Here is a 23,254-nt window from a genome sequence, read left to right on the forward strand (position 1 = left end):
CCCCGGGGAGCCCGACTTCAGTGGGCTTGTACCGTCGCGCGGGGTTTGGGTGCTTCGCCGCGCTCGGCCGCGCGGACGATCCCCGAGCACATCCCCCCGAAGATCCGGTCGTGGAACGGGCGGAACGCCCACCAGTACGCGTGCCCGGCGAGGCCGCGGGGGTGGAACAGGGCCCGCTGCGTCAGCAGCGTCCGGGAGCCGTCGCGGCGCACCGTGAACTCCAGCCAGGCCGGCCCCGGCAGCCGCATCTCGGCTCGCAGCCGCAGCAGCCGCCCCCGCTCGATCTCCTCCACGCGCCAGAAGTCCACCGCCTCGCCGATCCGCAGCCGGCGCGGGTCGCGGCGGCCGCGCCGCAGCCCGACCCCGCCGACCAGCCGGTCGAGGACGCCCCGCGCCTGCCAGGCGACGGGGAAGGAGTACCATCCGCGGTCCCCGCCGATCCCCTCGACCACCTCCCACAGCCGCTCGGGCGTCGCGCCCGTCCGGCGGACCTGCTCGTCGGTGTAGAGGCTGCCGCCCGCCCAGTCCGGGTCCGTCGGCAGCGGGTCGCTGGGCGCGCCGGGAGTGCTCGCCGACGACCAGCGGGTCGCGACGTCCGCCTCCCGGACGCGGCGCAGCGCCAGTTCGACCGAGCGCTCGAACCCGATCGGCCCGTCGGGCGGCGGCGGCACGTACTCGGCGAGGTCGTTCTCCCCGCACACCACCTCGTTGCGCAGCGACTCCACCAGCGGCCGCGCCAGCGCGCCGGGCACGGGCGTGACGCCCCCCACCCACAGGCTCGACAGCCGCGGGCTCAGCACCGGGACCGGAAGGATGATCCGGAGCTTCAGGCCCGCCACGCGGGCGTAGCCGCGGATCATGTCGACGTAGGTGAGCACGTCCGGACCGCCGACGTCGAAGCCCCGGTTCACGTCCGGGGGCAGGTCCGCGGCCGCCACCAGGTAGTACAGGACGTCCCGGATCGCGATCGGCTGGATGCGGGTGCGCACCCAGCGGGGCGTCACCATCACCGGCAGCCGCTCGGTCAGGTACCGCAGCATCTCGAACGACGCCGAGCCCGAACCGATGATCACCGCGGCGCGCAGCCACGCGGTCGGCACCCCGCCGTCCAGGAGGATCCGGGCGACCTCCGCGCGGGACCGCAGGTGCGCCGACAGCTCCTCCTCCGGCTCCATGCCGCCGAGGTAGACGAGCCGCCGGGCCCCCGCCTCCCGCGCCGCGGCGGAGAACGTGCGCGCCGCCCGCCGGTCGGTCTCGGCGAAGCCGCCGGCGCCGCCGATCGCGTGGATCAGGTAGTAGGCGACGTCCACGCCCTCCAGGGCCCGCCGGGTCGACCCGGGGTCGGTCGCGTCGGCCTCCACGATCTCCACCCGGTCCGCCCACGGGTGGTCGCGCAGCCGCCGGGCCGAGCGCGCCATGCACCGGACCCGGTAGCCGGCGTCCAGGAGTTCCGGCACGAGGCGGCCTCCGATGTAGCCGCCGGCCCCCGTGACGAGGCAGGTCCGCCCATTGCCGGCCTTCATGTGCTCCTCCAGGGTCGGTCGCCGTCGGTGCGGGCGGGAGCCGAGGGCGCGTGCACCGGCCCGCCTACCGGTCGTCGGGGTCGATGATCGGCGGCGGGTAGTCCAGCGACCGCCTGCCGTCCTCGTCCAGCGTCCAGGGGCGGTGGACGCGCGAGCCCTCCACGCCGGCCAGTTCGGGCACGTACCGGCGGACGTAGTCGCCGCGCGGGTCGAACCGCGACGCCTGCCGGAACGGGTTCATCACCTGGTCGGGGCGGGTGCTGTTCCCGGTTCCGGCGACCCACTGCCAGTTCCCCGCGTTGTCGGCGACGTCGCCGTCGGCGAGCCACGCGTTGAAGTGGCCGAGGCCCCGCCGCCAGTCGATGCCGAGGTCGCGGGTCAGGAACGAGGCGGTGATGAGCCGGGCGCGGTTGTGCATGAACCCCTCGCGGCGGAGCTGGCGCATCCCCGCGTCCACGATCGGGACGCCGGTCGTGCCGTCGCACCACGCGGCGAACGCGTCCCTGTCGTCGTTCCACCTCCGGTCGCGCGACCGGTAGTCGCGCCGCGGGAGGTCGCGGAAGGCGGCGGCGACCTGGTGGTGGAAGTCCCGCCACGCCAGCTGGCGCCGGTAGGGGTCCGGCGCGGCCTCCGCCAGTTCCCGCGGCGAGACGCAGCCGAACTTCACGTACGGGCTGAGCCGGGACGTGCGGTCGGCGGCGAGGTCGTCGCGGACGTCGTCGTACGCGGCGGCGTCGTCGCGCAGCCACGCCCGCATGCGCTCGCGGCCCGCGCCCTCCCCGCCGGGCGCCAGGTCGGGGGACGGGGAGCCCGAGGTCAGGTCGCCGAGCCGGGGCAGCGCGCCCGGCTGCACGCCGGACGGCAGCCGGACCTCCCGCGGCACGTCCGCGGCCGGACGCCACCGGGCCGCCTCCCAGGCCCGCCAGTACGGGGTGAACACCTTGTAGTGGTCGCCGCTGACCGGGGTGAGCTCGCCGGGCGTGACCACGGTGATGCCGGGATGCGCCGACACCTCCAGGTCGATGCCGTCCGCGCGTGCCGCCTCGCGGATGCGGTCGAGGCGCCGGGCCGCGTACGCCGACCGCTCGTCGGCGAGGTACAGCGTGCGGGCGCCGGTCTCCCGGGCCAGCCGGGCGACCTCCTCGGCCGGGTCGCCGCGCCGCACCACCAGGTCGCCGCCCCGGTCCTTGAGCGATTTTCGCAGGTCGGCAAGGCTGTCGAGGAGGAACCGGACGCGGTTGGGCGCGGCGAACGGACCGTCCAGGATCGCGTCGTCGAAGACGAAGACCGGCACCACCCGTCCGGCCTCGCAGGCCGCGGCGAGGGCGGGGTTGTCGCGGACCCGGAGGTCGCGGGTGAACAGCATCAGCGAGGTGTCCATCACCTGGGTCTTCGGAGCCGGGGGCGCGAACGGTTGCGGTGGGCGATGTCGCCGTTCAGCGCGGTGGCGAACGGGGAGGTCGGTGCCGAACTGGGATGCAACCGGAAGGTCCGGCTCCGGCGAAGCTCAGTGAGACCGCGCGATCGGCGGGCTCGCTTCGCCGGAGGACGGGAGACGCCGAGAGGATCACGGACGCCGTACGCTGTGCCGTCGGAGCAGCACGGGAGACCGAAACGCATGCGTGGGGAGACGGACCGGGAGCCGGGGCTGGGCGTGGGCGCGGTGGCGCAGCGCCTGGGCTTGGCGGCCGCCACCCTGCGCACGTGGGACCGCAGGTACGGCATAGGTCCGAGCGGGCGCAGCCCCGGCGGCCACCGCCGCTACACGCCCGCGGACGTGGCGCGGCTGGAGGAGATGCAGCGGCTGATCCTCGCGGGCGCCCCGCCGGGTGAGGCCGCCCACGCCGCGCTGCACGAACCGCCCGGCGCGCCGCGTCCGCCCCGCGGGCACGGCGCCGGAGGAAACCGCGTGCCCGTCGGGGAGGCGCCCGCCGGAGCCGACGCCGCCGAGGTGCGCGGGCTGGCTCGCGCGGCGATGTCGCTGGACGTCCCCGCCCTGACCGACACCGTCCGGACCGTGATCGCGCGGGACGGGGTCGTGCGGGCCTGGGACGGCCTGGTGGTCCCGGTCATGGTCGGGATCGGCCGCAAGCACGCGGCGGGCGGCGAGTGCATCGAGGTGGAGCACCTGCTGACCACGGTGGTGCTCGGCTGCCTGGCGGAGGTGCCGCCTCCCAGGCGGCCGGTGAACGTCCGGCCCGTCCTGCTCGCCTGCGCTCCGGAGGAGCAGCACAGCCTGCCGCTGTACGCGCTGGCCGCCGCGCTGGCGCAGGGCGGTGTCGCGGCGAGCCTGCTGGGGGCGCGGGTGCCCGCGCAGGCCCTCGCCGCCGCGATCCGGCGGACGGGGCCGGGCACCGTCTTCGTCTGGTCGCAGATCGCCGAGACCGGCGCCCCGGACTGGCTGGCCGAGCTCCCGGGCACCCGTCCCGCGGTGCGGCTCATGGCCGGCGGCCCGGGCTGGCGGCGGGACCGCCTGCCGGACGCGGTCCGGCTCGTGACGAGCCTTTCCCAAGCCGTGACCGAGATTTCGGACGGCCCCGCAGCGCCCTGACCGGCGCGGAAGTCACCCACGCGCACGACACGCGGCCGTGTCGGGCCGGACGCCGCCCCTGGAATCGACTATGAACAAGTTTTGAAACGATTCTCCAGGGAAAGGCCCAGCTCATGAACCTGGGAGAGCGGCTCGCGCGCGGGGACGAGACCGCGCTGACCGAGTGCTACACCTCCCTCGGCCCGCTCGTCCGCCGCCACGTCGTCCGGCTCGTGCCCCGGCACACCGTGGACGACGTCGTCCAGCTGGTCTTCCTCGAGGTCTGGCGGTCGCGCGGCCGCTTCGACCCGGCGCGCGCCCTGGAGCCCTGGGTCCTCGCCATCGCCCGCAGGCGAGCCATCGACCAGCTCCGCGCCGAGGCCCGCCACTACCGCCGGACGCTGCCCCTGGAGGAGCACGCCGAGCCGCCCGCCGCGCGGACGCCCGACGCCTCCCCGTCCGTGGAGACCGCCTGCGACGTCCGGGAGGCCCTCGCGGTCCTGCCCCTGCCGCAGCGGCAGGCGATCGTGATGGCCCACTTCGGGCAGCTGACGCAGACCGAGATCGCCGACCGGCTCTCCGTCCCTTTGGGCACCGTCAAGGCGCGCACGGCCCGCGGCCTGCGCCGAATGAGAGAGCTTCTGTGACCGCCGCCCCCCATCCGCGCCCCCGGCTGGCGGTGTCGAGCTGCCTGCTGGGCGCCCCCGTCCGCCACAACGCCGGCCACAGCCGCGACCGGTTCCTCACCGACGTCCTCGACCCGCACGTCGACTGGGTCCCGGTCTGCCCCGAGATGGAGATCGGCCTCGGGACGCCGCGCCCCACGCTGCGGCTGCTCACCGACGGGCATCTGGTCACCAGGGACGGGTCCGCCGACCACACCGCCGCGATGACCGCGCTCGCCGGGACCCGCGTCCCCCAGCTGGAGGAGCTGGACGGCTACGTGCTCAAGTCGCGGTCGCCGTCCTGCGGGCTGTTCCGCCTGCCGCGCTACGCCTCCGGCAGGCCGGGCGAGCGCACCGACGACCAGCCGGTCGACCGCCAGGGCCGCGGAGTGTTCGCCGACCTCGTCCGCGAGGCCCTCCCGGACCTGCCCGCCGAGGAGGACGGCCGCCTCCGCGATCCCGTCCTGCGCGAGCACTTCATCGAGCGCATCTTCGCCCACGCCCGGCTCCGCGAGCTCTTCGACGAGGAGTGGCGGCCCCGCGACCTGGTCGCCTTCCACAGCCGCCACAAGCTCCAGATCCTCGCCCACGACCCGGCCGCCTACCAGGCGCTCGGACGGATCGTCGCGCAGGCGGGCACTCGTCCACGCGACGGGCTGGAGGCCGACTACCGGCACACGTTCAGCGCGGCGTTCGCCGTCCGTGCCAAGCGGGGCCGTCACATGAACGCCCTCCAGCACGTCCTCGGGATGCTCAGCGGCCACCTCGACGACACCCGCCGCCATGACCTCGCGGCCGCCATCGAGACCTACCGGCAGGGGCGGGCGCCGCTGAGCGTCCCCATCGCCCTGCTGCGCCACCACGCCATGGGCGAGAAGCTCGACTACCTGACCCAGCAGACCTACCTGGACCCGTACCCCGCCGACCTGGTCCTCCGCCATTACCTCTGACCGCGAGGGCCCGTGCCGAACGGGCCGGTGGTGAGCGAGGCTCACCACCGGCCCGTCGACCAGTCACGCCCGTTCAGCAGGCGGCGGGCTCCAGGACCACGCCGGCGTCCTCCGGCTTCTCGGCCGCCGGCGGCGCCTCCGGCGCGGCGGCGGCCTTCGGGCGCTTCGGCAGCAGGAACGCGACCCCGAGCATCCCCAGCGACAGCGCGGCGCTGATGACGAACGCCAGCCGCATCCCGTCGAGCTGGGCGAGCGCGGCGGCGGCCCCGTCGGCCATCCGGCTCTCGGCGCGCCCGGTCATCACCGTCACCACCAGCGCCGTGCCGAAGGCCGCGGCGACCTGCTGGAGGGTGCCCAGCATCGAGCTGCCGTGCGCGTAGAGCGGCGCCGGGAGCGCCCCGAGGCCGAGGGTGAACACGGGGGTGAACGCCGCCGCGAGCGAGACCATGAGCAGCGAGTACAGGCCGAGCACCTGCCAGTACGGCGTCGTCGCCGAGATCTGGGTGAACCCGGCCAGGGCGAGCACGATGCCGGCCGCCCCGGGGATGATCAGCATGCGCCCGCCGAAGCGGTCGAACAGCCGCCCCACGACCGGGCCGAGCAGCCCCATCGCCAGCCCGCCGGGCATCATCAGCAGGCCGGTCTCCAGCGGCGTGAGCCCGCGCAGGTTCTGCAGGTAGATCGGCAGCAGGATCATCGACCCCATCATCGCCATGAACCCGAGGGCCATCAGCAGCAGCGAGAGCGCGTAGGCGGGGTGCCGCAGGACGCGCAGGTCCAGCAGGGGCACGTTCCGGCGCTGCAGACGGAGCTGGCGGACGGCGAACACCGCGATCGTGACCGCCCCGAACGCGACGATCGCCGCGGGGACCGCCGCGCGGCCCTGCCCGAACCTGCTCAGCCCGTACACCAGGGAGCCGAACCCGAGGGCGGCGGCCGCGACGCTGAACCAGTCGACGGTGCCGGCCTGCGGCTCCCCGACGTTCTCCAGCCGTCCGAGCCCCCGCCAGGCGATCAGCGCCGCGACCGGCAGCACCGCCGCGAACCGCAGCCGCCACGAGCCGAGCTGCAGGATCAGGCCCGAGACGGCCGGACCCATCGCCGGCGCGACCGAGATCGCCATGGTCACGTTGCCCATCACGCGGCCGCGGTCCTCCTCGGGCACGACGGTCATCAGCGTCGTCATCAGCAGCGGCATCATCACCGCCGTTCCGGTCGCCTGGACGATCCGCGCGAGCAGCAGCACCTCGAACACCGGCGCGACCGACGCCAGCGCGGTCCCGGCGAGGAAGACGCCCATCGCGGTGGCGTAGGCGCGGCGGGTGGTGACCCGCTGCAGGAACCACCCCGTCACCGGGATCACCGCCGCCATGGTCAGCATGAACGCGGTCGAAAGCCACTGCGCCGCCTGCTCGGTGACGTCCATGTCCGCCATCAGCCGCGGGATCGCGTTGATCATTACCGTCTCGTTGAGGATCACCACGAAGGTGGCCAGCACCAGCAGCCGGATCACGGCGGGCGTCCCCGAACGGCCGGCCCCCCGGGCCGCGGTCTCCGGCAGCTCGCCGCTCGCGTGCTCTCGCGTCGTCGTCATGCCCGGGTAGACCGGCGCCGCCCGAAGAACTCATCGCCCGATTCGAGAATTCTTTCGACCGGCCGGCGACCTGCACCGGCAGGACCGGCGCGTCCGCGAGCCCGTGGTCAACCACCTGCTCCGGGTGACGCTGCGCATCATGTGCCGCTACGAGACGGACGACGCGGACCTCCTCGTCGCCGCCCTCATGCAGACTCCGTCGAGGACCACCCCGCCGACCTGGCCGGAGACGGCCACGCCGACCCGGCGGAGGCCGCCCTCGGCGTCCTGTCCGCCGAGTTCGGGCCGCGCGTCGCCGAGCTCGTCCGCGCCGTGACCAACCCCGTCTACGACCGCGGCCGGGACGTCCACGCCCAGTACCGCGCGCACGTCGTCGAGAGCCTGGAACGCCACCCGGCCGCCCGCGTCATCAAGGTCACATCACCGGCCAGCTCGACCGCGCCGACGAGCGCTTCGCCGCCATCCTGCAAGTCCACGCCGTCGCCGGCCGGGCGGTCTGACGCGGTCTACGCCCGTCTCCGGAGGGCCTCGGCCCGATGCCCGGCGATGTTCCGGACCTTCCTCGTGCCGCCGCTCTCGGCGAGCAGTTCGAGGACCGGCAGGAAGGCGGTCCTCTCCGCGAGCCTGCGCTGCATCCAGGGTGTGGCGCCCGCCAGCTCGGCGGACGTCGGCGTCCGCCCGTCCTCGATCGCCAGGTGGAGCGACCAGTCGCGGACGCGGCGACGCACGAACGCGCCGTGCCCTTCCACCTCGAATCCCCGCAGCTCCGGCATGAGTTCCGTTGCCCACCGCTGGAAGTCCTCCGGACCGCCGGCCCTCAGCGCGACCTCGTCCACGAGCTGGACGACCGCCGTCTTCGCCACCGAGGAATCGGGATCGCGCAGGATCAGGGCCGCGATCCGGCGCTCGGCGGCCGGACGGCGGGACGCGGCGACCGCGGCGACGACCTCGCGATGGACGCGGACCCGCACATGCTCGTCCTCGACGGCCTCGTCGACGTCCACATCGAGCATCCCGGCCTCCGCGACCAACGCGGCCAGATCCGCACGCAGAGCCATCAGACACGCCATCCCATCACGACCACCCCATCCAACAGGAGACCGCCGAACCCGTCGACCAGGCCGAGAGCAGGAGAGGAGGAGGGACGCGGGGTGGGGTGCCCCGCGTCCCTCGCGGGTCAGCCGGTGGTGCCGGTCCAGGCGGCCGGGATGTGGGCCAGGCGGACGCGCTGGGGGTGGTCGCCGACCGGGACGGAGGTGATCTTCTGGCCCGTGCCGAAGCCGATGGCGGTGACCTGGTCGGCGCCGCTCTCGGAGATGACGCAGGCGCGGCCGTCGCCGCTGACGGTGGCCCAGCAGGGCTTGGAGGCGGTGACCAGGGGGCCTTCCTGGAGGGTGGAGCGGTCGACGACGGTGGCGTAGTCGTCCATGGTCCCGGCGACGCAGAGCCTGCTTCCGTCGGGGCTCATCGACAGGCCGTGGTGGCGGGAGTCGTTGACGAAGGTGGTGCGGTCGTCGCCGGTGGCCGGGTTCTTCGGCAGGGTCCGCACCCGGGTGATCTTGTCGGTGGCCATGTCGTACTCGACGAGGCCGTTGAAGAAGGACACCTGGAAGTACAGCTTCGACTCGTCCGGGGAGAGCACCGCGGGCCGGATCGCGTTCGACAGGTCCCTGCGGCCGAAGGCGTCGAGGCGCGACCGCATGTCGATGGTCTTGACGATCTTGAAGGTGGACGCGTCGGCGACGGTGATGTGCCGGTCGCCCTTCGTCCAGTCCTGGGACGGGTCGTCGAAGTCCGTCTCGACGTTCCCGATGGACATGTTCAGGATGTACCGGCCGTCCCTGGTGAAGATGTTCTCGTGGGGCTTGTCGCCGGTGGCGAACGAGCCGAGCTGCTGCCGGTGTTGATGTCCAGGACGTGGACGACCTTGCCGAGCGAGGCCGACACCGCGACCTTGGCGCCGTCGGGGGAGACGGACATGTGGTCGGCCCGGTAGCCCGAGACGGCGAACCGCCACCGGACCTTCCCGGTGGTCAGGTCGATGGAGACGACGTCGCCGAAGCTCGGCCGCGAGGCGACGAGGGCGGAGCCGTCGGGGGTGGAGTACAGGTCGTCGACGAGCTGGTCGTGGCCCTCGCCGGCGGTGGCCCGGATGCCGAGGAAGACCGCCAGGTTGATCGGGTTGAGGTGGATCGCGGTGAGGCGCCGGCTCCGGTCGGGGACGACGTCGACCCGGCCGATCCTGGCGAAGTCGCCGCTGGACTTGATGACGTCGGCGGTGCCCTCCCAGTTGTTGCCGACGAACATCACCTCGCGCAGCGGGGCCGCGTGGGCGGTGGACGCGGTGACGGCGGGGGCGATGGCCCCGGCGGCCAGGACGGCGGCGGCGGCGATGCTCCGCAGGCGACGGTCCGGTCTGGGGCGGGCAGGGGTGGTCGCAGCGTGCATGCTTGCTTCTCCCAGAGGGGGTGGGGGTCGCCCTAATCCGAACATCACCGTGTTCAGATTTTGGTTACTGGATAGTAAGCAGGGGTGGTGTGCGCCGCAAGACCCGATGTGGACGGAATTCTTGTCACCTGGTGGAGGAGCGCGTCACCCCGCGCTCATGCCGGGATGATCAGGCCGTAGTGCCCGTCGTAGCGGTGGTAGAGGACGTTGCCCCGCCCCGTCTCGGCGTCGCGGTAGAACACCCAGCGCACGCCGGCCGCCTCCAGATGCTCGACCGCCTCCTGGACGGTCAGCTTGGGCGCGGGACGCGGGCTGATCGTCAGCGGGACGGCGCGGGGCGTGCCCGTCCGCTCGCGCGGCGTCGCCTGCGCCAGCCGGTACCCGTGGTCGGCGGGGTAGATGACGCTGTCCTCGCCCGTCTCGACGTCGGTGAACAGCAGGAAGCCGTAGTCCAGCACCTCCATGTCGAAGGCCGCCTCGTCGGGCGTTTCGGGGGTCAGCGTGAAGGACTTGTGCCGGATCAGCTCCCGCTCCTCCGGGGGACGCGGGTAGTAGTCCGGACGATGCGTCGGCTCGGCGCCGTGCCGCCACTCGTGCGGGCCCGTCGCGGGACTCGTGGGGTAGGCGCCGCGGCGGGCCTCCCAGTGCCGGGCGATCCGGTCGAGCCGGTTCCGCAGCCGGTCGTGGAGCCGGTCGACGGCCTCGGTCATGCTCCGCGCCGCGACGTGTGCCCGGACCAGGCGGCCGTTGACGTCCACGTTGGCCTGGGCCGCCGCGGGACGCGCCACAGCCGGATCCGGCGACATGGTCAGTTTCACGCGCGCGAACAGCACCGGCTCCGCCGCGTGCCGGAACACCGCGCTCACCTTGGAACGCGCGTAGTCGGCGGCGCCCTCCGGCATGCTTCCCCGGTGCTCCACGGTCACCTCGGGCGCGGTGCCGGCCGTCGTCCGGTCCATGGCGTCCCCTCCCGGCCGCTCTACCGCTTCGCCCACGCGGCCGGCTGGTGCTCGATGGTGGAGTCCGAGGACGGGTAGAACGTGGTCTCGTGGCCGTCGTCCCATCGCACCAGGTAGGGCGGCTCTCCGTCCCGTCCGTGCACTTCGAGGATCTCGGCCCTGCGGGCCGCTTCGCCCACGTGGTGCCCGTGGACGATCAGCCGGTCTCCTTCGCTCGCTCGCATCGTGTCCCCCTCACGTCGCGTTGAGTCCATGGTGCGGGCAGGCGCGGGTGCGGCACCAGGGCCAAAGGTCCATATTCATGCAGGTCAGTCGGTATGCCGAGATTCCGGCTATCCGGTCGGGGGAGGGGAAGGAGTCGGGGAGCGGCCGACGACGGGAGGGCGATGTCCGGCAGAAGCACGATGCCGACCCGGATCGTGGCGGGGACGGCCCACCCGGGGCTCGCCGCCGCCGTCGCGGCCGAGCTCGGCGTCCGGCCGGTGCCCTGCGACGTGGAGAGGTTCCCGGACGGCGAGCTGCGGCCGGTCGTGCACGGCGTGCAGGGCGGGGACGTCTACGTGGTGCAGCCCACCGGTCCCGCGGTCAACGACCACCTGGTCGAGTTGCTGCTGCTCCTGGACGCGTGCCGCCGGGGCGGCGCCGAGACCGTCACCGCGGTCGTCCCGTACTTCGGGTACGCCCGGCAGGACCGCCGGGGCCGGGCGGGGCAGGCGCTGGGCGCCGGGGTGATGCTCGGCGCGCTGGCCTCGGCGGGGGCCGACCGGCTGATCGTGGTGGAGCCGCACACCGTCGCCCTGGAGGCCATGTGCCCGGTTCCGGTGGAGATGCTGACGGCCGTCCCCCTCCTGGCGGACGAGCTGGCGGAGCTGACACCGGACTCGGCCGTGCTGGTCGCGCCCGATCTCGGCGCGGTCAAGCCCGCCGAGCACTACGCGCGGCTCCTGCGGCGCCCGGTCGCCGTGGTGCGCAAGACGCGGGTGAGCGGTGAGAGGGTCCACGCCGAGGAACTGGTCGGCGACGTGGAGGGCCGGCCCGCCGTCATCGTGGACGACATGATCAGCACCGGCGGGACGGTCGAGGCGGCCGTGCGCGTCCTGCTGGCCCACGGCGCCTCGCCCGACATCACCGTGGCCGCGGCGCACGGGCCGCTGGCGGACGCCGCGCGGGACCGGCTCGACCGGCTCCCGATCCGCCGCCTGCTGGTCACCGACACCCTCCCGGTGGCCGGGGCGCGGGCGCCGCGGCTCCGGGTGCGGTCCGTGGGCCCGCTGATCGCCGACGCCGTCGGCCGCCTCCACCACGGCCAGTCCCTGGACACCCTGCTGGTGGGCGGCTGACGCACGGCCGCGTCGCCGACGCGGGTCCCGGCGATCCGCGGCGCGGCGGCCGGAAGATCACGCGGTGCCGTAGCCTCCGCCGCCGGGCGTCTCCATGACGAAGACGTCCCCGGCGCCGACGGGCAGCGAGTCGCGTCCCTCCATCGGCGTCACGGAGCCGTCCGCGCGCCGCACCCACTGCCGTCCGAGCGCGCCTGGCCCGCCGCCCGCCATCCCGTACGGCGGGACGCGCCGGTGGCTGCACAGCGTGGTCACCGTCATCGGTTCGAGGAAGCGGATGCGCCGCCGCCCGCCGTCGCCGCCGCGCCACCGCCCCGCCCCGCCGCTGCCGCGCCGGATCTCGAAGCCCTCCAGCAGGACGGGGTAGCGCCACTCCAGCACCTCGGGGTCGGTGAGCCGGGAGTTGGTCATGTGGGTCTGGACGACGTCGGCGCCGTCGAAGCCGTCGCCCGCGCCGGACCCGCTGGCCACGGTCTCGTAGTACTGGTGGCGCTCGTTGCCGAAGGTGACGTTGTTCATCGTGCCGGAGCCCTCGGCCATCACCCCCAGCGCGGCGTACAGGGCGCCGGTCACGGCCTGGGACGTCTCGACGTTGCCCGCCGCCACGGCCGCCGGGTAGCTCGGCGCGAGCATCGAGCCCGGCGGGATCGTGACGCGCAGCGGGGTGAGGCATCCGGCGTTCAGCGGGATGTCCTCGGCCACCAGCGTGCGGAACACGTACAGCACCGCGGCCATCGCCACCGACGACGGCGCGTTGGCGTTGCCGGCCGACTGGGGTGAGGTGCCGGTGAAGTCGATCTCCGCCGTCCGGGCGCGGCGGTCGACCCGGACCGCGACCTTGATCACCGCGCCGCCGTCCAGCTCGTAGGCGCGGGAGCCGTCCCGCAGGGCCGTGATCACCTGGCGGACCGCCTCCTCGGCGTTGTCCTGGACGTGGCGCATGTAGGCGTGCACGACGTCCAGGCCGAAGTGGCGGACCATGTCGCGCAGCTCGCCGACGCCCTTCTCGTTGGCGGCGACCTGCGCGCGCAGGTCGGCGACGTTGTCGAGCGGGTTGCGGGACGGGTGGAGCGCCGAGGTGAGCAGCTCGACGGTCTCGTCCTCCCGCAGCCTGCCGCCCTCGACCAGCAGCCAGTTGTCGATCAGGACGCCCTCCTCCTCCACCCGCGTGCTGAAGGCCGGCATCGACCCCGGCGTGATCCCGCCGATCTCGGCGTGGTGCCCCCGGGACGCGACGAAGAAGGAGATCTCGGCGGCCTCGTCCCCCGCCGCGCCGGGCTCGACGTCCCCGAGGAAGACGGGGGTGACGACGGTGACGTCGGGCAGGTGCGTGCCCCCGTGGTAGGGGTCGTTGAGCACGTAGACCTCGCCCGGCCGCATTCCCCCGGCGGCGCGGCGCCGCTCGATGAGCTCCCGGATGGACGCCCCCATCGAGCCGAGATGGACGGGGATGTGGGGCGCGTTGGCGATGAGCCCGCCGCCCGCGTCGAAGATCGCGCAGGAGAAGTCGAGCCGCTCCTTGATGTTGACCGAGTGCGCGGTGCCGCGCAGCCGGACGCCCATCTGCTCGGCGATCGACATGAACAGGTTGTTGAAGATCTCCAGCATGACGGGGTCGGCCCCGGTGCCGGCGGCGCGCCCGCCGGACCGGGCCGCGACCCGGGCGAGGAGCAGGTGGCCGAGGTCGTTCACCGTCGCCCGCCAGCCCGGGTCGACGACGGTCGTGGCGTTGTCCTCCACGATGATCGCCGGGCCGGGGACGGCGTCGCCGGGCCGCAGGCGGTCCCGCCGGTACAGGTCGACGTCGCGCCACGCGCCGTCCACGTGCATCGGCACGCGCTCCGCCTCGGCCGGGCCCTCGCCGGCCCCGGCGACGGGAGTCTCGGCGGCGCGGTCGCCGGCGCTCACGGCCTCGACCGACACGGCCTCCACGACGATCTGCTTGTCCCGCATGAGGAACGAGAAGCGGCGCAGGTAGGCCTCCTCGAACTCGGCGACCATCGCCTCCACGGAGCCGGCCCGCACCAGGAGGGCGGTGTCGGTGCCGGCGTAACGCAGGTGGGCGCGGTGCACGACCTGCTGGGCGTCCGTCCCCTCGTCCCGCAGCTCCTCGCGAGCGTCGCCCTCCAGCCTTCCCAGGGTCGCGTCCAGGTCGGGCAGCAGGTCCTCGCCCAGCGGCGCCTCGACCGCGCACTCCCGCATGGCCGTGACGTCGGCCAGCCCCATCCCGTACGCCGACAGCACCCCCGCCAGCGGATGGACGAGCACCTGCCGCATGCCGAGGGCGTCGGCGACCGCGCAGGCGTGCTGCCCGCCCGCCCCGCCGAACGTGGCCAGGACGTATCCGGTGACGTCGTAGCCGCGCTGCACGGAGATCTTCTTGATCGCGTTGGCCATGTTCGCCACCGCGATGCGCAGGAACCCGGCGGCGACCTCCTCGGGCGGGCGGCCGTCGCCGGTCTCGCGGGCCAGCGCGGCGAAGCGGTCCCGGACGACCGCGGCGTCGAGGGCCCGGTCGCCGTCCGGGCCGAAGACGTGCGGGAAGTGGTCGGGCCTGATCCGTCCGAGCATCACGTTGGCGTCGGTGACGGTGAGCGGCCCGCCGCGCCGGTAGCAGGCGGGCCCGGGGTCGGCGCCGGCGGAGTCGGGCCCCACCCGGTACCGGCCGCCGTCGAACCGCAGCACCGAGCCGCCGCCGGCCGCGACCGTGTGGATGCTCAGCATCGGCGCCCGCATCCGCACCCCCGCGACCTGCGTCTCGTACTGGCGCTCGAACTCGCCCGCGTAGTGCGAGACGTCGGTGGACGTGCCGCCCATGTCGAAGCCGATCACCCGGTGGAAGCCCGCCGCGGCCGACGTGCGCGCCATGCCGACGATGCCGCCCGCCGGGCCGGACAGGATCGAGTCCTTGCCGCGGAAGCCGTGCGCCTCGGTGAGCCCGCCGCCGGACCGCATGAACATGATCGGCGCGCCGTCCAGCTCCTCGGACACCTGGTCCACGTACCGGCGCAGGATGGGCGAGAGGTAGGCGTCGACGACGGTGGTGTCGCCGCGCGAGACCAGCCTCATCAGCGGGCTCGTCGCATGCGACTCCGAGACCTGGGGGAAGCCGGTCCGGCGCGCGATCCTCCCGACGGCGATCTCGTGGACGGGCTGCCGGTAGGCGTGCATCGACACGATCGCCACCGAACGGAACCCGTCCTCGTACGCCGCCCGCAGGTCGCGTTCGACGGCGTCCTCGTCCAGCGGGACCAGGACCCGCCCGTGCGCGTCGACCCGCTCCCTCGCCTCGATCACCCGCGCGTAGAGCGGCTCGGGCGGCACGATCTCCCGGGCGAAGATCTCCGGGCGGTTCTGGTAGGCGATCCGCAGCGCGTCGCGGAATCCCTCGGTGATGACCAGGACGGTCGGCTCGCCCGCCCGTTCGAGCAGGGCGTTCGTCGCCACCGTCGTGCCGAGCCGCACGCCCGCGACCAGCTCCGCCGGGATGCGCTCGCCGGGCGCGACCCCGAGGAGACGCCTGATCCCGGCGACGGCCGCGTCCCGGTAGCGCTCCCTGTCCTCGGAGAGGAGCTTGCGGGTGACGAGCGTGCCGTCCGGCCGCCGCGCGACCACGTCGGTGAACGTGCCGCCGCGATCGATCCAGAACTCCCAGCGCGGCGCCATGGCGACCTCCGAAACGGCTTCTCCCTTGGCCGTTTCCGCTCGTCGAGGGTGGAAACACCCCGCGGTAGAGGAGGGAGGCGGCCGATGGAGGACCAGAACGGGATGCGCTCCATCCTGGTCGGCTACGACGGGTCGCCGGCGGCCGAGCAGGCGCTCCGGTGGGCGGCGGGCGAGGCCCGGCTCCGCGGCCACGCCCTCACCGTCTGCCACGTGTGGCACTGGCCCTACCCGGCGCGTCCGCCGGACAAGGAGACCCTGGAGGTCCTCCGGAGCGAGGGCGCGGTCACCGCCGACGAGGGCGTCCGCAAGGCCCGCGCCTTCGCCGACGGCCTGGAGGTCCGCTGGTGCCTGGAGCGGGGGTCGGCCGCGGCCGCGTTCCTGAAGGCGTCCCGCGGCGCCGTGATGGTCGTGCTCGGCTCGCGCGGCCACGGCTTCGAGGGGCTTCCGGTGGGCTCCACCGCGGTCCAGGTTTCGGCCCAGGCCTCCTGCCCGGTCGTCGTCGTGCGTTCTCCCGCACGGCTGGACGGCGGGCCGATCGTGGTCGGCGTGGACGGCTCCCCTGCGGGCGACGCGGCGCTCGGCTTCGCCGTCGAGGAGGCCGCGGTGCACCACGACCCGGTGACGGCGGTGTGCAGCTGGTGGGATCCCGCCGCGCTCCCCGGACCCGACCGGGTCCCCTTCGTCGACCCGCAGGCCATCAGGCACGAGGCGATCGCGCGCTTCGAGCAGGCCGTCGCCCCACGGCGGGCCGAGCGGCCCGAGGTGCTGATCGAGACGAGGTTCGTCCCGGACGCGCCGCGGCGGGCCCTCGTCGGCGCCTCCCACGGGGCGGCCCTGCTGGTCGTCGGCGTCCGGGGGATCGGCTCGCCGCCGCAGACGCTCCTCGGGCCGGTGCCCCAGGCCGCACTCCACGAGGCCCGCTGCCCGGTGGCGGTGGTGCCCGCACCCGAAACCGGGAGGTGACGATGCTGGACTTCGACGACCGCGCCGACGCCGGACGGCGCCTGGCCGAGCGGCTGGACGAGCGTTCGGACGACCTGCGCGGCCGGGACGCCGTCGTGCTGGGACTGCCGCGCGGCGGGGTGCCCGTCGCCTTCGAGGTCGCCCGGGGGCTGGGCGCGCCGCTGGACGTGATCGTGGTCCGCAAGCTGGGCGTCCCCTTCCAGCCCGAGCTGGCCATGGGCGCCATCGGCGAGGGCGGCGTGCTGGTCGTCAACGACGAGATCATCCGGCACACGGGCGTCGGCGAGGCCGACCTGACCGCCGCGCAGCACCGCGAGCAGTCCGCACTGGACGCCCGGGTCGAACGCTTCCGGCGCGGCCGCCCCCGGGCCGGGCTGAGCGGCCGCACGGCCGTCGTCGTCGACGACGGCGTCGCCACCGGCGCCACCGCGCGCGCCGCCTGCCAGGTCGCCCGCGCGCTGGGCGCCCGCCGCGTGATCCTGGCGGTCCCCGTGGGCTCCCCCGGCACCCTCGCCGACCTGCGCCGCGTCGCCGACGACGTGGTGTCGCTGCTGGAACCCGACCTCTTCCACGCCGTCGGCCAGTGGTACCGCGAGTTCGGCCAGACGTCCGACGGCGAGGTGGTCGAACTCCTGGACCGCGCCGCCGCCCCGCCCCCCACCGCCCGTCACGATCACGACCCCACCGGAACCCCCGAACCCGCCGAAACCGCGAACCCCCCGGACGCCGCCCACTCCGACGAGACCACCACGCCAGGCGGAACCGACCCTGACGGGACGACCAACCCGGGCGGCACCGCCCACCCCGGCGGAACCACCGACCCCGGCTGGATCGCCGACCTCACCGGAAAGACCACCCCAGGCAGACCAGGCAACCCTGGCGGACCAGCCACTCCGGGCGGACCGGCCAATCCAGGCGGACCGGCGAACCAAGGCGGAGGCGCCCACCCCGGCGGAGCCACCAACCCTGGCGGGGCGGCGAACCCTGGCGGGGCGGCGAACCCTGGCGGGGCCGCGAATCCCGGCGGGATCGCCAAGCCGGGCGGGTCGAGCAGCGCCGGCGGGTCCGCTCATCCCGGCGGAGCCACCAACCCCGGGCCGGCCGTCAACCCCGCATCCGGCCCGTCTGGGGGCGCCCACTCCTCCGGGGCGTCCAATCCCGTTGCGGGTGCGGGCGGCACGCCGGTGGTCGACGAGGAGGTGTGGATCGACGGCGGGTTCGTGGAGCTCACCGGGCATCTCACCGTGCCCGCGCGGGCCGGCGGGGTGGTGGCCTTCGCGCACGGGAGCGGGAGCAGCAGGCACAGCCCGCGGAACCGGCTGGTGGCCGCCGGGCTCAACCAGGCGGGCCTCGGGACGCTGCTGTTCGACCTGCTGACCAGCGGGGAGGAACTCGACCGCGGCAACGTGTTCGACATCGGCATGCTCGCCGACCGGCTCGTCGCCGCCACCGCCTGGCTCCGTGCCCGGCCGGAGCTCGCCGGCGCCCGCATCGGCTACTTCGGAGCGAGCACCGGCGCGGCGGCGGCGTTGCGGGCCGCCGCCGAGCCCGGAGCGGACATCGCCGCCGTCGTCTCCCGCGGAGGACGACCGGACCTGGCCGAACGCCGCCTGAGCGACGTCCGGGCTCCCACACTGCTGATCGTGGGCGGCGACGACCCGCAGGTGCTCGCCCTCAACCAGCGGGCGCAGCAGCGGATGCGCTGCCAGAACGAGCTGACCGTCGTCCCGGGCGCCACCCACCTGTTCGAGGAGCCGGGCGCGCTCCAAGCCGTGACCGAGCGCGCCAGAGCCTGGTTCCTCACCCACATGGGCTGAGATGGCGGTGCGGGCCTCACATCACGGCCCTGGGGGCCGCGGGGCTGGCCGCGGTACGGGCCGTGGGACGGGGCGCGGCGCGTTTCTCCTGCTCGCCGGCCGGCTGGAACAGTCTTCGGAGTTCCTCGGGCAGCTTCCACAGCGCCTGGTCCACGCCGCCCGCCATCTTGGAGGACACGACCCCGGTGACGATCGCGGCCGTCTTGGGCACGTCGTCGCGTCCGATGCGCGCCTGCTCGGCGAAGTGGACGGTGAGCTCGTGCAGGTCGTACTTGCGGGGCACGTGGCCGGGGCTCCACCCGTCGTAGTACACCCCGCGCAGCAGTTCCGGCAGCTGGGCGGCAAGGTGCGCGGCGGACTCGGCCGTCAGCCGGTCGCGCAGCGTGTGCATCCAGGCCCGGAGCGCCCGGTAGGCGAACCTGCGGTCCTCGGTGCCGAAGGCTGCGGCCACATCGGTGATCCACCGGTTGGTGGTGTCGATGCTCCGATCCAGCCCCTGTATCCCTGTGAACGTCATCGCAACGGCTCCAGAGCGGTCTCGGCGAACACGGACCATTCCAGCGTGCCGCCGCCCGGACGCGGGGCGGCAGGGACGAAGGTCCCCAGGTCGGGAGCGTTTTCGCAGGTCCGGGCGTCTGTGAGGTCAGCGGCGGGCCCGCGGGAGGCCGACCGGCTCCTTCAGGCGTAGCGGCACAGGGCCCCGATGCCCTGGGCGGGGAGGTCCGGCGTCCCGGGGTCCAGGACGCGCACCTCCGCCCCGGTGAGCACGGCCGCGCGGACGGCGACGTCCACCAGCCGCCCGTGCTCCACGGGGTCCGCGCCCGTCTCGGCGAGGGTCGCGCGCCGGTCGGACACCTGCGTCGGCGCGGGGCCGAACCAGGCCGTCCGCCGGTCGGCGGGGTCGTCGGCCACCAGCAGCGTGCCGACCCGGCCGCGAGCGAGCGCCCGCAGGGTGGCGGCCGCGCCCTCCACCGCCAGGCCGGACGGGCCCCGCCCCTCGTCCAGCCGCTTCAACAGCGCGCGGGTCTCCTCGTCCGCCCACCGGCTCACCTTCTCCCGGACCTGCCTCTGGCGGCGCCGCCGCGCGCCGTCCCGGCCCCGTCCTCCGGAGACGTGGCCGACGGTCACCTCGTGGCGGACGCCTTCGGGCAGGTGCTTGGTGAGGTACTGCATGGCGCGCACGTCGCCGCCGAGCAGCAGGACGTGCGCCCCGGTCTCGGCGAGGTCGTCGGCGAGGGCGTGCGCCACCCGGGTCGCGTTGTGCTCCCAGGAGTCCTCGGCGCGGTGCTGGTGGCGCGACTGGGACCAGCCGCCCGGCGCGCTGCGCACGATCTCGTCGTCGGGACCGTCGATCGTCCTCGTGGTCGCGGTCCCCGTCCCGCCGCGGGACGTCTCGATCTCGGCGCCCTTGCGGTCGACGAGGGTGAGCACGTACGGGGGACGCTCCTGGAGCCACGCCAGCAGCGGCAGGAGGCGCGGCGCGGGACCGTGGACGGCGAGGTCGGGCTGCCGCGCGTCCGGCATCTCGACGACCGTGGGCGCCGGATCGCCGTCGAAGGCGAAGGCGGCCAGCGCTCCGGAGCCCGGTTCCGCCCTCGCGACCAGCCGGTCCAGCGCGTCGACGACGGCGCCGTCGGCTCCTCGCGCGCGGAGCCGCCTGCCCAGCCGCTCCCAGCGGAGCGCGGCGTCCTCCTCCCCGGGAGGCGCGGTCAGGTTGAAGTAGACCGATGTCACCGGCCCTCCCGAACAGAGCCGACGCAGGGTCTCGGTAGCGATTGTCTCGTCCGGCCTCATGCCAACAGCCTGTACAGCGAGCCACCGTCCGATTAGGGGCGAAGGTCCACAGGTCGCCGGACGTTCGTGAGTCCACCCCGAACGGACCCCTTCGCGCGCCGCCTTCGCCCGCGCCGGGCCGTGCGCCACACTGAGCGGGAGTCCAGGCGTCCAGGGGGAGGAGCCGCGTGGCTCACGACCGTAAGGCCCGCGACCACTCGGAGACCGGCTTCCACTGGCTGTTCGGGGACCAGTTGGGCCCGCACTTCCTGCGGCCGGACGCCGAGATCGTCATGATCGAGTCGCGTGCGGTCCTGCGGCGGCGCCGCTTCCATCGCGCCAAGGCGCACCTGGTCCTGTCCGCGATGCGGCGCCGCGCGGCCGAGCTCGGCGACCGCGTCCGCTACGTCAAGGCGGAGACGTACCGCGACGGCCTGGAGCGGGCCGTGGGCGACGCGCCCGTGACGGTCCACCACCCCACGTCCCATGCGGCCCTTCGCTTCGTGCAGGGGCTCCGGCAGGTGGAGGTGCTGGAGCCGCGCGGCTTCCTCGTCCGGCCGGACGCGTTCGGCCGGTGGGCGGAGTCCGCCGGCGGCGGGCGACTGCGGATGGAGAGCTTCTACCGCCAGGTGCGCCAGGACCACGACCTGCTGATGGACGGCGACCAGCCCGCCGGCGGGCGATGGAACCTGGACGGGGACAACCGCGAGTCCCCGCCCGAGGACGAGGCGACCCTGCCGGTGCCCGCTCCCTACCGGCCGCGCGAAGACGAGATCGACGAGCGGGTCAGGGACGATCTGGACCGGTGGGAGCGGAGCGGGGACGTCTCGTTCGTCGGCCGCGACGGCCCCCGGCGGTTCCCGGCCTGCCGCGCCGAGGCCGCCGAGGCCGCCTACCGCGCGGGCGACGCACCGCTCAACTCCGTCGAGGGCTACGTCCGGCAGGTCGCCGGGTGGCGCGAGGACGATCCTGGGCAACCACGCCCTCCAGCGCGGCTGGGACCCCCGGCGGTGACCGACTGGTTCCACCGCTGCTTCGTGGACGGCTACGACTGGGTGATGCTGACCAACGTGATCGGCATGTCGCAGTACGCCGACGGCGGCCGCATCACCACCAAGCCCTACGCGTCGGGCGGCGCCTACATCGACACCATGAGCGACCTGTGCGGCCCGTGCGCCTACCGGCCCGCCGAACGCACGGGGGAGCGGGCCTGCCCGTACACCGCCGGGTACTGGGAGTTCGTCCACCGCCACCGCGAACGGCTCTCGCACAACCACCGCACCGCCCGCGCCGTCAAGCAGCTGGAGCGCCTCGGCGACCTGGACGAGGTCCTCGCCGACGTCCGCCGGCGCGACCCGCACGCCGCCCCCTGACCGATCGCCTCCCGCCGCCCCGCCGGGGTCGGCGAGCTCGTCGCCGAGGAGGTGTTCGAGGACGCGCATCCGGTACCGGACGGTCTGCACGTGCGCGCTAGGTTGGACCGAATGGTCCAATCGAGGAGGCGTGCGTGCGGAAGAAGTTGACGGCGAAGGGGGCGGCGACCCGGGGGCGGATCGTCGAGGGCGCGGCCGAGGTGGTGCGCGACAGGGGAGTGGCCTTCGCGACCCTGGAGGACGTCATGGCGCGCACCCGGGCCAGCAAGAGCCAGCTGTTCCACTACTTCCCCGCGGGCAAGGACGAGCTGCTGCTCGCGGTCGCGCAGTACGAAGCCGATCAGGTCCTGGAGGACCAGCAGCCCCACCTGGGACGCCTGGACTCGTGGGACGCGTGGCGGCGCTGGCGCGACGTGGTGGTCGAGCGCTACGAGGCGCAGGGCGACCGGTGCCCGCTCGGCTCCCTGTTCCTCCAGGTCGGCCGCGCCACCCCCGGGGCGCGCGCCATCGTGGTCGAGCTGATGGACCAGTGGCAGGCCAGCCTGGCCGCCGGCATCCGCTCCCTCCAGGAATCCGGGAGCCTGCCCGCCGACGTCGACGCCGACCACCGGGCGGCCGCGCTGCTGGCGGGCATCCAGGGCGGCGTGGCGATCCTCCAGTCGACCGGCCGGTCCTCCCACCTGCGGGCCGCGCTCGACCAGGCGATCGACGACCTGCGCCGCCTCGCCCCCGCCTGATTGGACTTGCAGGTCCATTTTTCTCCTTGCAGAGTGGCGGGTGCCGCGCGGGCCGACCGGCCGAGCGGCACGGCACGAACCGAGGGGGAGCGCGTGATGAGCGGACGTCTGCAGGGCAAGCGGGCGCTGGTGACCGGATCGACCAGCAACATCGGGCGGGCGATCGCGGAGGCGTTCGCCGCCGAGGGCGCGCATGTGATCGTGTCCGGCCGCAGCGCCGGGCGGGGCCGGGAGGTCGTGGACGGCATCCGCGCGCAGGGCGGCCGCGCCGACTTCGTGCGGGCCGACCTGGACGGCGGCGCCGAGGCGTCGCGGGCCCTGGCGCGGGAGGCGGCGTCGGCGCTCGGCGGCGGCATCGACGTCCTGGTCAACAACGCCGGGATCTACCCCGGTGACGGCACGGCGGCCACCGACGAGAAGACGTTCGACCAGGTCTACGCGGTCAACGTGAAGGCGCCGTTCTTCCTGACCGCGGCGGTCGCCCCCGCCATGGTCGAGGCCGGCGGCGGCGCGATCATCAACCTGGGGTCGTGGATCGCGCGGCTGGGCGTCCCCAGGGGAGCGCTCTACAGCTCCACCAAGGGCGCGATGGAGACCCTCACGCGGGCGTGGGCCGCGGAGTTCGGCCCGCACGGCGTCCGCGTGAACGCGATCTCTCCGGGCGTGATCCTCGAACCCGCGCCGGGAGAGCCGCACCCGGGCGAGGCCATGATGACCGGCACTCCGGCCGGGGGCATGGGCGAGCCGCAGGCCATCGCGCACGCCGCCGTCTACCTGGCCGCCGAGGAGTCCGCCTTCGTCCACGGCATCACCCTGGACGTCGACGGCGGCCGCACCACGACGGCCGTCATCGCCGCCTGACACCCCCGAACCCGGTGCGGCCCCGCCCGGATCGTGCGCCTCCCGGTCGGGTCGT

At 74.5% G+C, this 23,254-nt stretch carries 21 protein-coding genes; 9 read left to right on the top strand and 12 right to left on the bottom strand.

The annotated features are described in order from the left end of the window. Positions 1–17 precede the first annotated feature (17 nt). Positions 18–1,523, bottom strand: coding sequence for an SDR family oxidoreductase (locus ACQEU6_RS31425; protein ID WP_499336648.1), 1,506 nt, complete (start codon positions 1,521–1,523; stop codon positions 18–20). A 64-nt stretch (positions 1,524–1,587) separates the two neighbouring features. Further along, complete coding sequence (locus tag ACQEU6_RS31430) at positions 1,588–2,904, bottom strand: cryptochrome/photolyase family protein (protein ID WP_499336649.1); 1,317 nt, start codon at positions 2,902–2,904, stop codon at positions 1,588–1,590. 237 nt (positions 2,905–3,141) lie between these two features. Between ACQEU6_RS31430 and ACQEU6_RS31435 the strand changes: the two genes are divergently transcribed. The 3 genes from ACQEU6_RS31435 (at position 3,142) to ACQEU6_RS31445 (ending at position 5,668) form a co-directional block, all read left to right on the top strand. Then, positions 3,142–4,074 (top strand): MerR family transcriptional regulator, encoded by a 933-nt coding sequence (locus ACQEU6_RS31435; protein WP_499336650.1) that lies wholly within the window; start codon positions 3,142–3,144, stop codon positions 4,072–4,074. A gap of 113 nt (positions 4,075–4,187) precedes the next feature. After that, positions 4,188–4,700 carry an RNA polymerase sigma factor gene (locus tag ACQEU6_RS31440; protein ID WP_499336651.1) on the top strand — a complete coding sequence of 171 codons (513 nt, stop codon included), beginning with the start codon at positions 4,188–4,190 and terminating at the stop codon, positions 4,698–4,700. Then, positions 4,697–5,668, top strand: coding sequence for a YbgA family protein (locus tag ACQEU6_RS31445; RefSeq protein WP_499336652.1), 972 nt, complete (start codon positions 4,697–4,699; stop codon positions 5,666–5,668). The genes ACQEU6_RS31440 and ACQEU6_RS31445 overlap by 4 nt, the downstream gene beginning before the upstream one ends. Before the next feature lie 73 nt (positions 5,669–5,741). Here the strand turns inward: ACQEU6_RS31445 and ACQEU6_RS31450 are convergent, their stop codons facing one another. The 7 genes from ACQEU6_RS31450 to ACQEU6_RS31480 form a co-directional block, all read right to left on the bottom strand. Next, positions 5,742–7,262, bottom strand: coding sequence for an MDR family MFS transporter (locus ACQEU6_RS31450; RefSeq protein ID WP_499336653.1), 1,521 nt, complete (start codon positions 7,260–7,262; stop codon positions 5,742–5,744). A 147-nt stretch (positions 7,263–7,409) separates the two neighbouring features. Beyond that, a complete protein-coding gene (locus ACQEU6_RS31455; RefSeq protein WP_499336654.1) occupies positions 7,410–7,655 on the bottom strand; it encodes a hypothetical protein in 246 nt (81 codons plus the stop codon). A gap of 113 nt (positions 7,656–7,768) precedes the next feature. Further along, on the bottom strand, positions 7,769–8,320 hold the full coding sequence (locus ACQEU6_RS31460; protein ID WP_499336655.1) for a hypothetical protein: 552 nt from the start codon (positions 8,318–8,320) through the stop codon (positions 7,769–7,771). A gap of 119 nt (positions 8,321–8,439) precedes the next feature. Further along, positions 8,440–9,081 (bottom strand): YncE family protein, encoded by a 642-nt coding sequence (locus tag ACQEU6_RS31465; RefSeq protein ID WP_499336656.1) that lies wholly within the window; start codon positions 9,079–9,081, stop codon positions 8,440–8,442. Between the two features lie 2 nt (positions 9,082–9,083). Continuing rightward, positions 9,084–9,710, bottom strand: a complete 627-nt coding sequence (locus tag ACQEU6_RS31470) for a YncE family protein (protein ID WP_499336657.1) — start codon at positions 9,708–9,710, stop codon at positions 9,084–9,086. A gap of 155 nt (positions 9,711–9,865) precedes the next feature. Further along, positions 9,866–10,669 carry a sigma 54 modulation/S30EA ribosomal C-terminal domain-containing protein gene (locus tag ACQEU6_RS31475; protein ID WP_499336658.1) on the bottom strand — a complete coding sequence of 268 codons (804 nt, stop codon included), beginning with the start codon at positions 10,667–10,669 and terminating at the stop codon, positions 9,866–9,868. Positions 10,670–10,689: 20 nt separating this feature from the next. Further along, positions 10,690–10,893 carry a DUF1918 domain-containing protein gene (locus ACQEU6_RS31480; protein ID WP_499336659.1) on the bottom strand — a complete coding sequence of 68 codons (204 nt, stop codon included), beginning with the start codon at positions 10,891–10,893 and terminating at the stop codon, positions 10,690–10,692. A 162-nt stretch (positions 10,894–11,055) separates the two neighbouring features. Here ACQEU6_RS31480 and ACQEU6_RS31485 point away from each other — a divergent pair, with 162 nt between their 5' ends. Beyond that, positions 11,056–12,009 carry a ribose-phosphate diphosphokinase gene (locus ACQEU6_RS31485; RefSeq protein ID WP_499336660.1) on the top strand — a complete coding sequence of 318 codons (954 nt, stop codon included), beginning with the start codon at positions 11,056–11,058 and terminating at the stop codon, positions 12,007–12,009. A gap of 57 nt (positions 12,010–12,066) precedes the next feature. Here ACQEU6_RS31485 and ACQEU6_RS31490 read toward each other — a convergent pair whose 3' ends face one another. Further along, a complete protein-coding gene (locus ACQEU6_RS31490; protein WP_499336661.1) occupies positions 12,067–15,675 on the bottom strand; it encodes a hydantoinase B/oxoprolinase family protein in 3,609 nt (1,202 codons plus the stop codon). Positions 15,676–15,759: 84 nt separating this feature from the next. On the opposite strand from ACQEU6_RS31490, the gene ACQEU6_RS31495 reads away from it, so the two are divergent. Both ACQEU6_RS31495 and ACQEU6_RS31500 read left to right on the top strand, forming a co-directional pair. Beyond that, entirely contained in the window at positions 15,760–16,638 is an 879-nt protein-coding gene (locus ACQEU6_RS31495) for a universal stress protein (protein WP_499336662.1), read from the top strand. A gap of 2 nt (positions 16,639–16,640) precedes the next feature. Then, the gene (locus ACQEU6_RS31500) at positions 16,641–18,455 is read left to right on the top strand and encodes a phosphoribosyltransferase family protein (protein WP_499336663.1); all 1,815 of its coding nucleotides are present in this window, start codon (positions 16,641–16,643) and stop codon (positions 18,453–18,455) included. Positions 18,456–18,471: 16 nt separating this feature from the next. On the opposite strand, the gene ACQEU6_RS31505 is transcribed toward ACQEU6_RS31500, so the two are convergent. Together ACQEU6_RS31505 and ACQEU6_RS31510 are read right to left on the bottom strand one after the other, a co-directional pair. Next, a complete protein-coding gene (locus ACQEU6_RS31505) occupies positions 18,472–18,972 on the bottom strand; it encodes a DUF2267 domain-containing protein (RefSeq protein ID WP_499336664.1) in 501 nt (166 codons plus the stop codon). Between the two features lie 161 nt (positions 18,973–19,133). Beyond that, positions 19,134–20,189, bottom strand: coding sequence for a baeRF2 domain-containing protein (locus tag ACQEU6_RS31510; protein WP_499336665.1), 1,056 nt, complete (start codon positions 20,187–20,189; stop codon positions 19,134–19,136). A gap of 227 nt (positions 20,190–20,416) precedes the next feature. Here ACQEU6_RS31510 and ACQEU6_RS31515 point away from each other — a divergent pair, with 227 nt between their 5' ends. The 3 genes from ACQEU6_RS31515 (at position 20,417) to ACQEU6_RS31525 (ending at position 23,199) form a co-directional block, all read left to right on the top strand. Further along, entirely contained in the window at positions 20,417–21,601 is a 1,185-nt protein-coding gene (locus ACQEU6_RS31515) for a cryptochrome/photolyase family protein (protein WP_499336666.1), read from the top strand. A 134-nt stretch (positions 21,602–21,735) separates the two neighbouring features. Beyond that, positions 21,736–22,338: a TetR/AcrR family transcriptional regulator gene (locus tag ACQEU6_RS31520; RefSeq protein ID WP_499336667.1), complete on the top strand. Its 603-nt coding sequence runs from the start codon at positions 21,736–21,738 to the stop codon at positions 22,336–22,338. A gap of 96 nt (positions 22,339–22,434) precedes the next feature. Beyond that, on the top strand, positions 22,435–23,199 hold the full coding sequence (locus ACQEU6_RS31525; protein ID WP_499336668.1) for an SDR family NAD(P)-dependent oxidoreductase: 765 nt from the start codon (positions 22,435–22,437) through the stop codon (positions 23,197–23,199). Positions 23,200–23,254 lie beyond the last annotated feature (55 nt).

Origin of the sequence: Spirillospora sp. CA-108201, assembly GCF_050936235.1 — a bacterium.
Classification (GTDB): Bacteria; Actinomycetota; Actinomycetes; order Streptosporangiales; family Streptosporangiaceae; genus Spirillospora.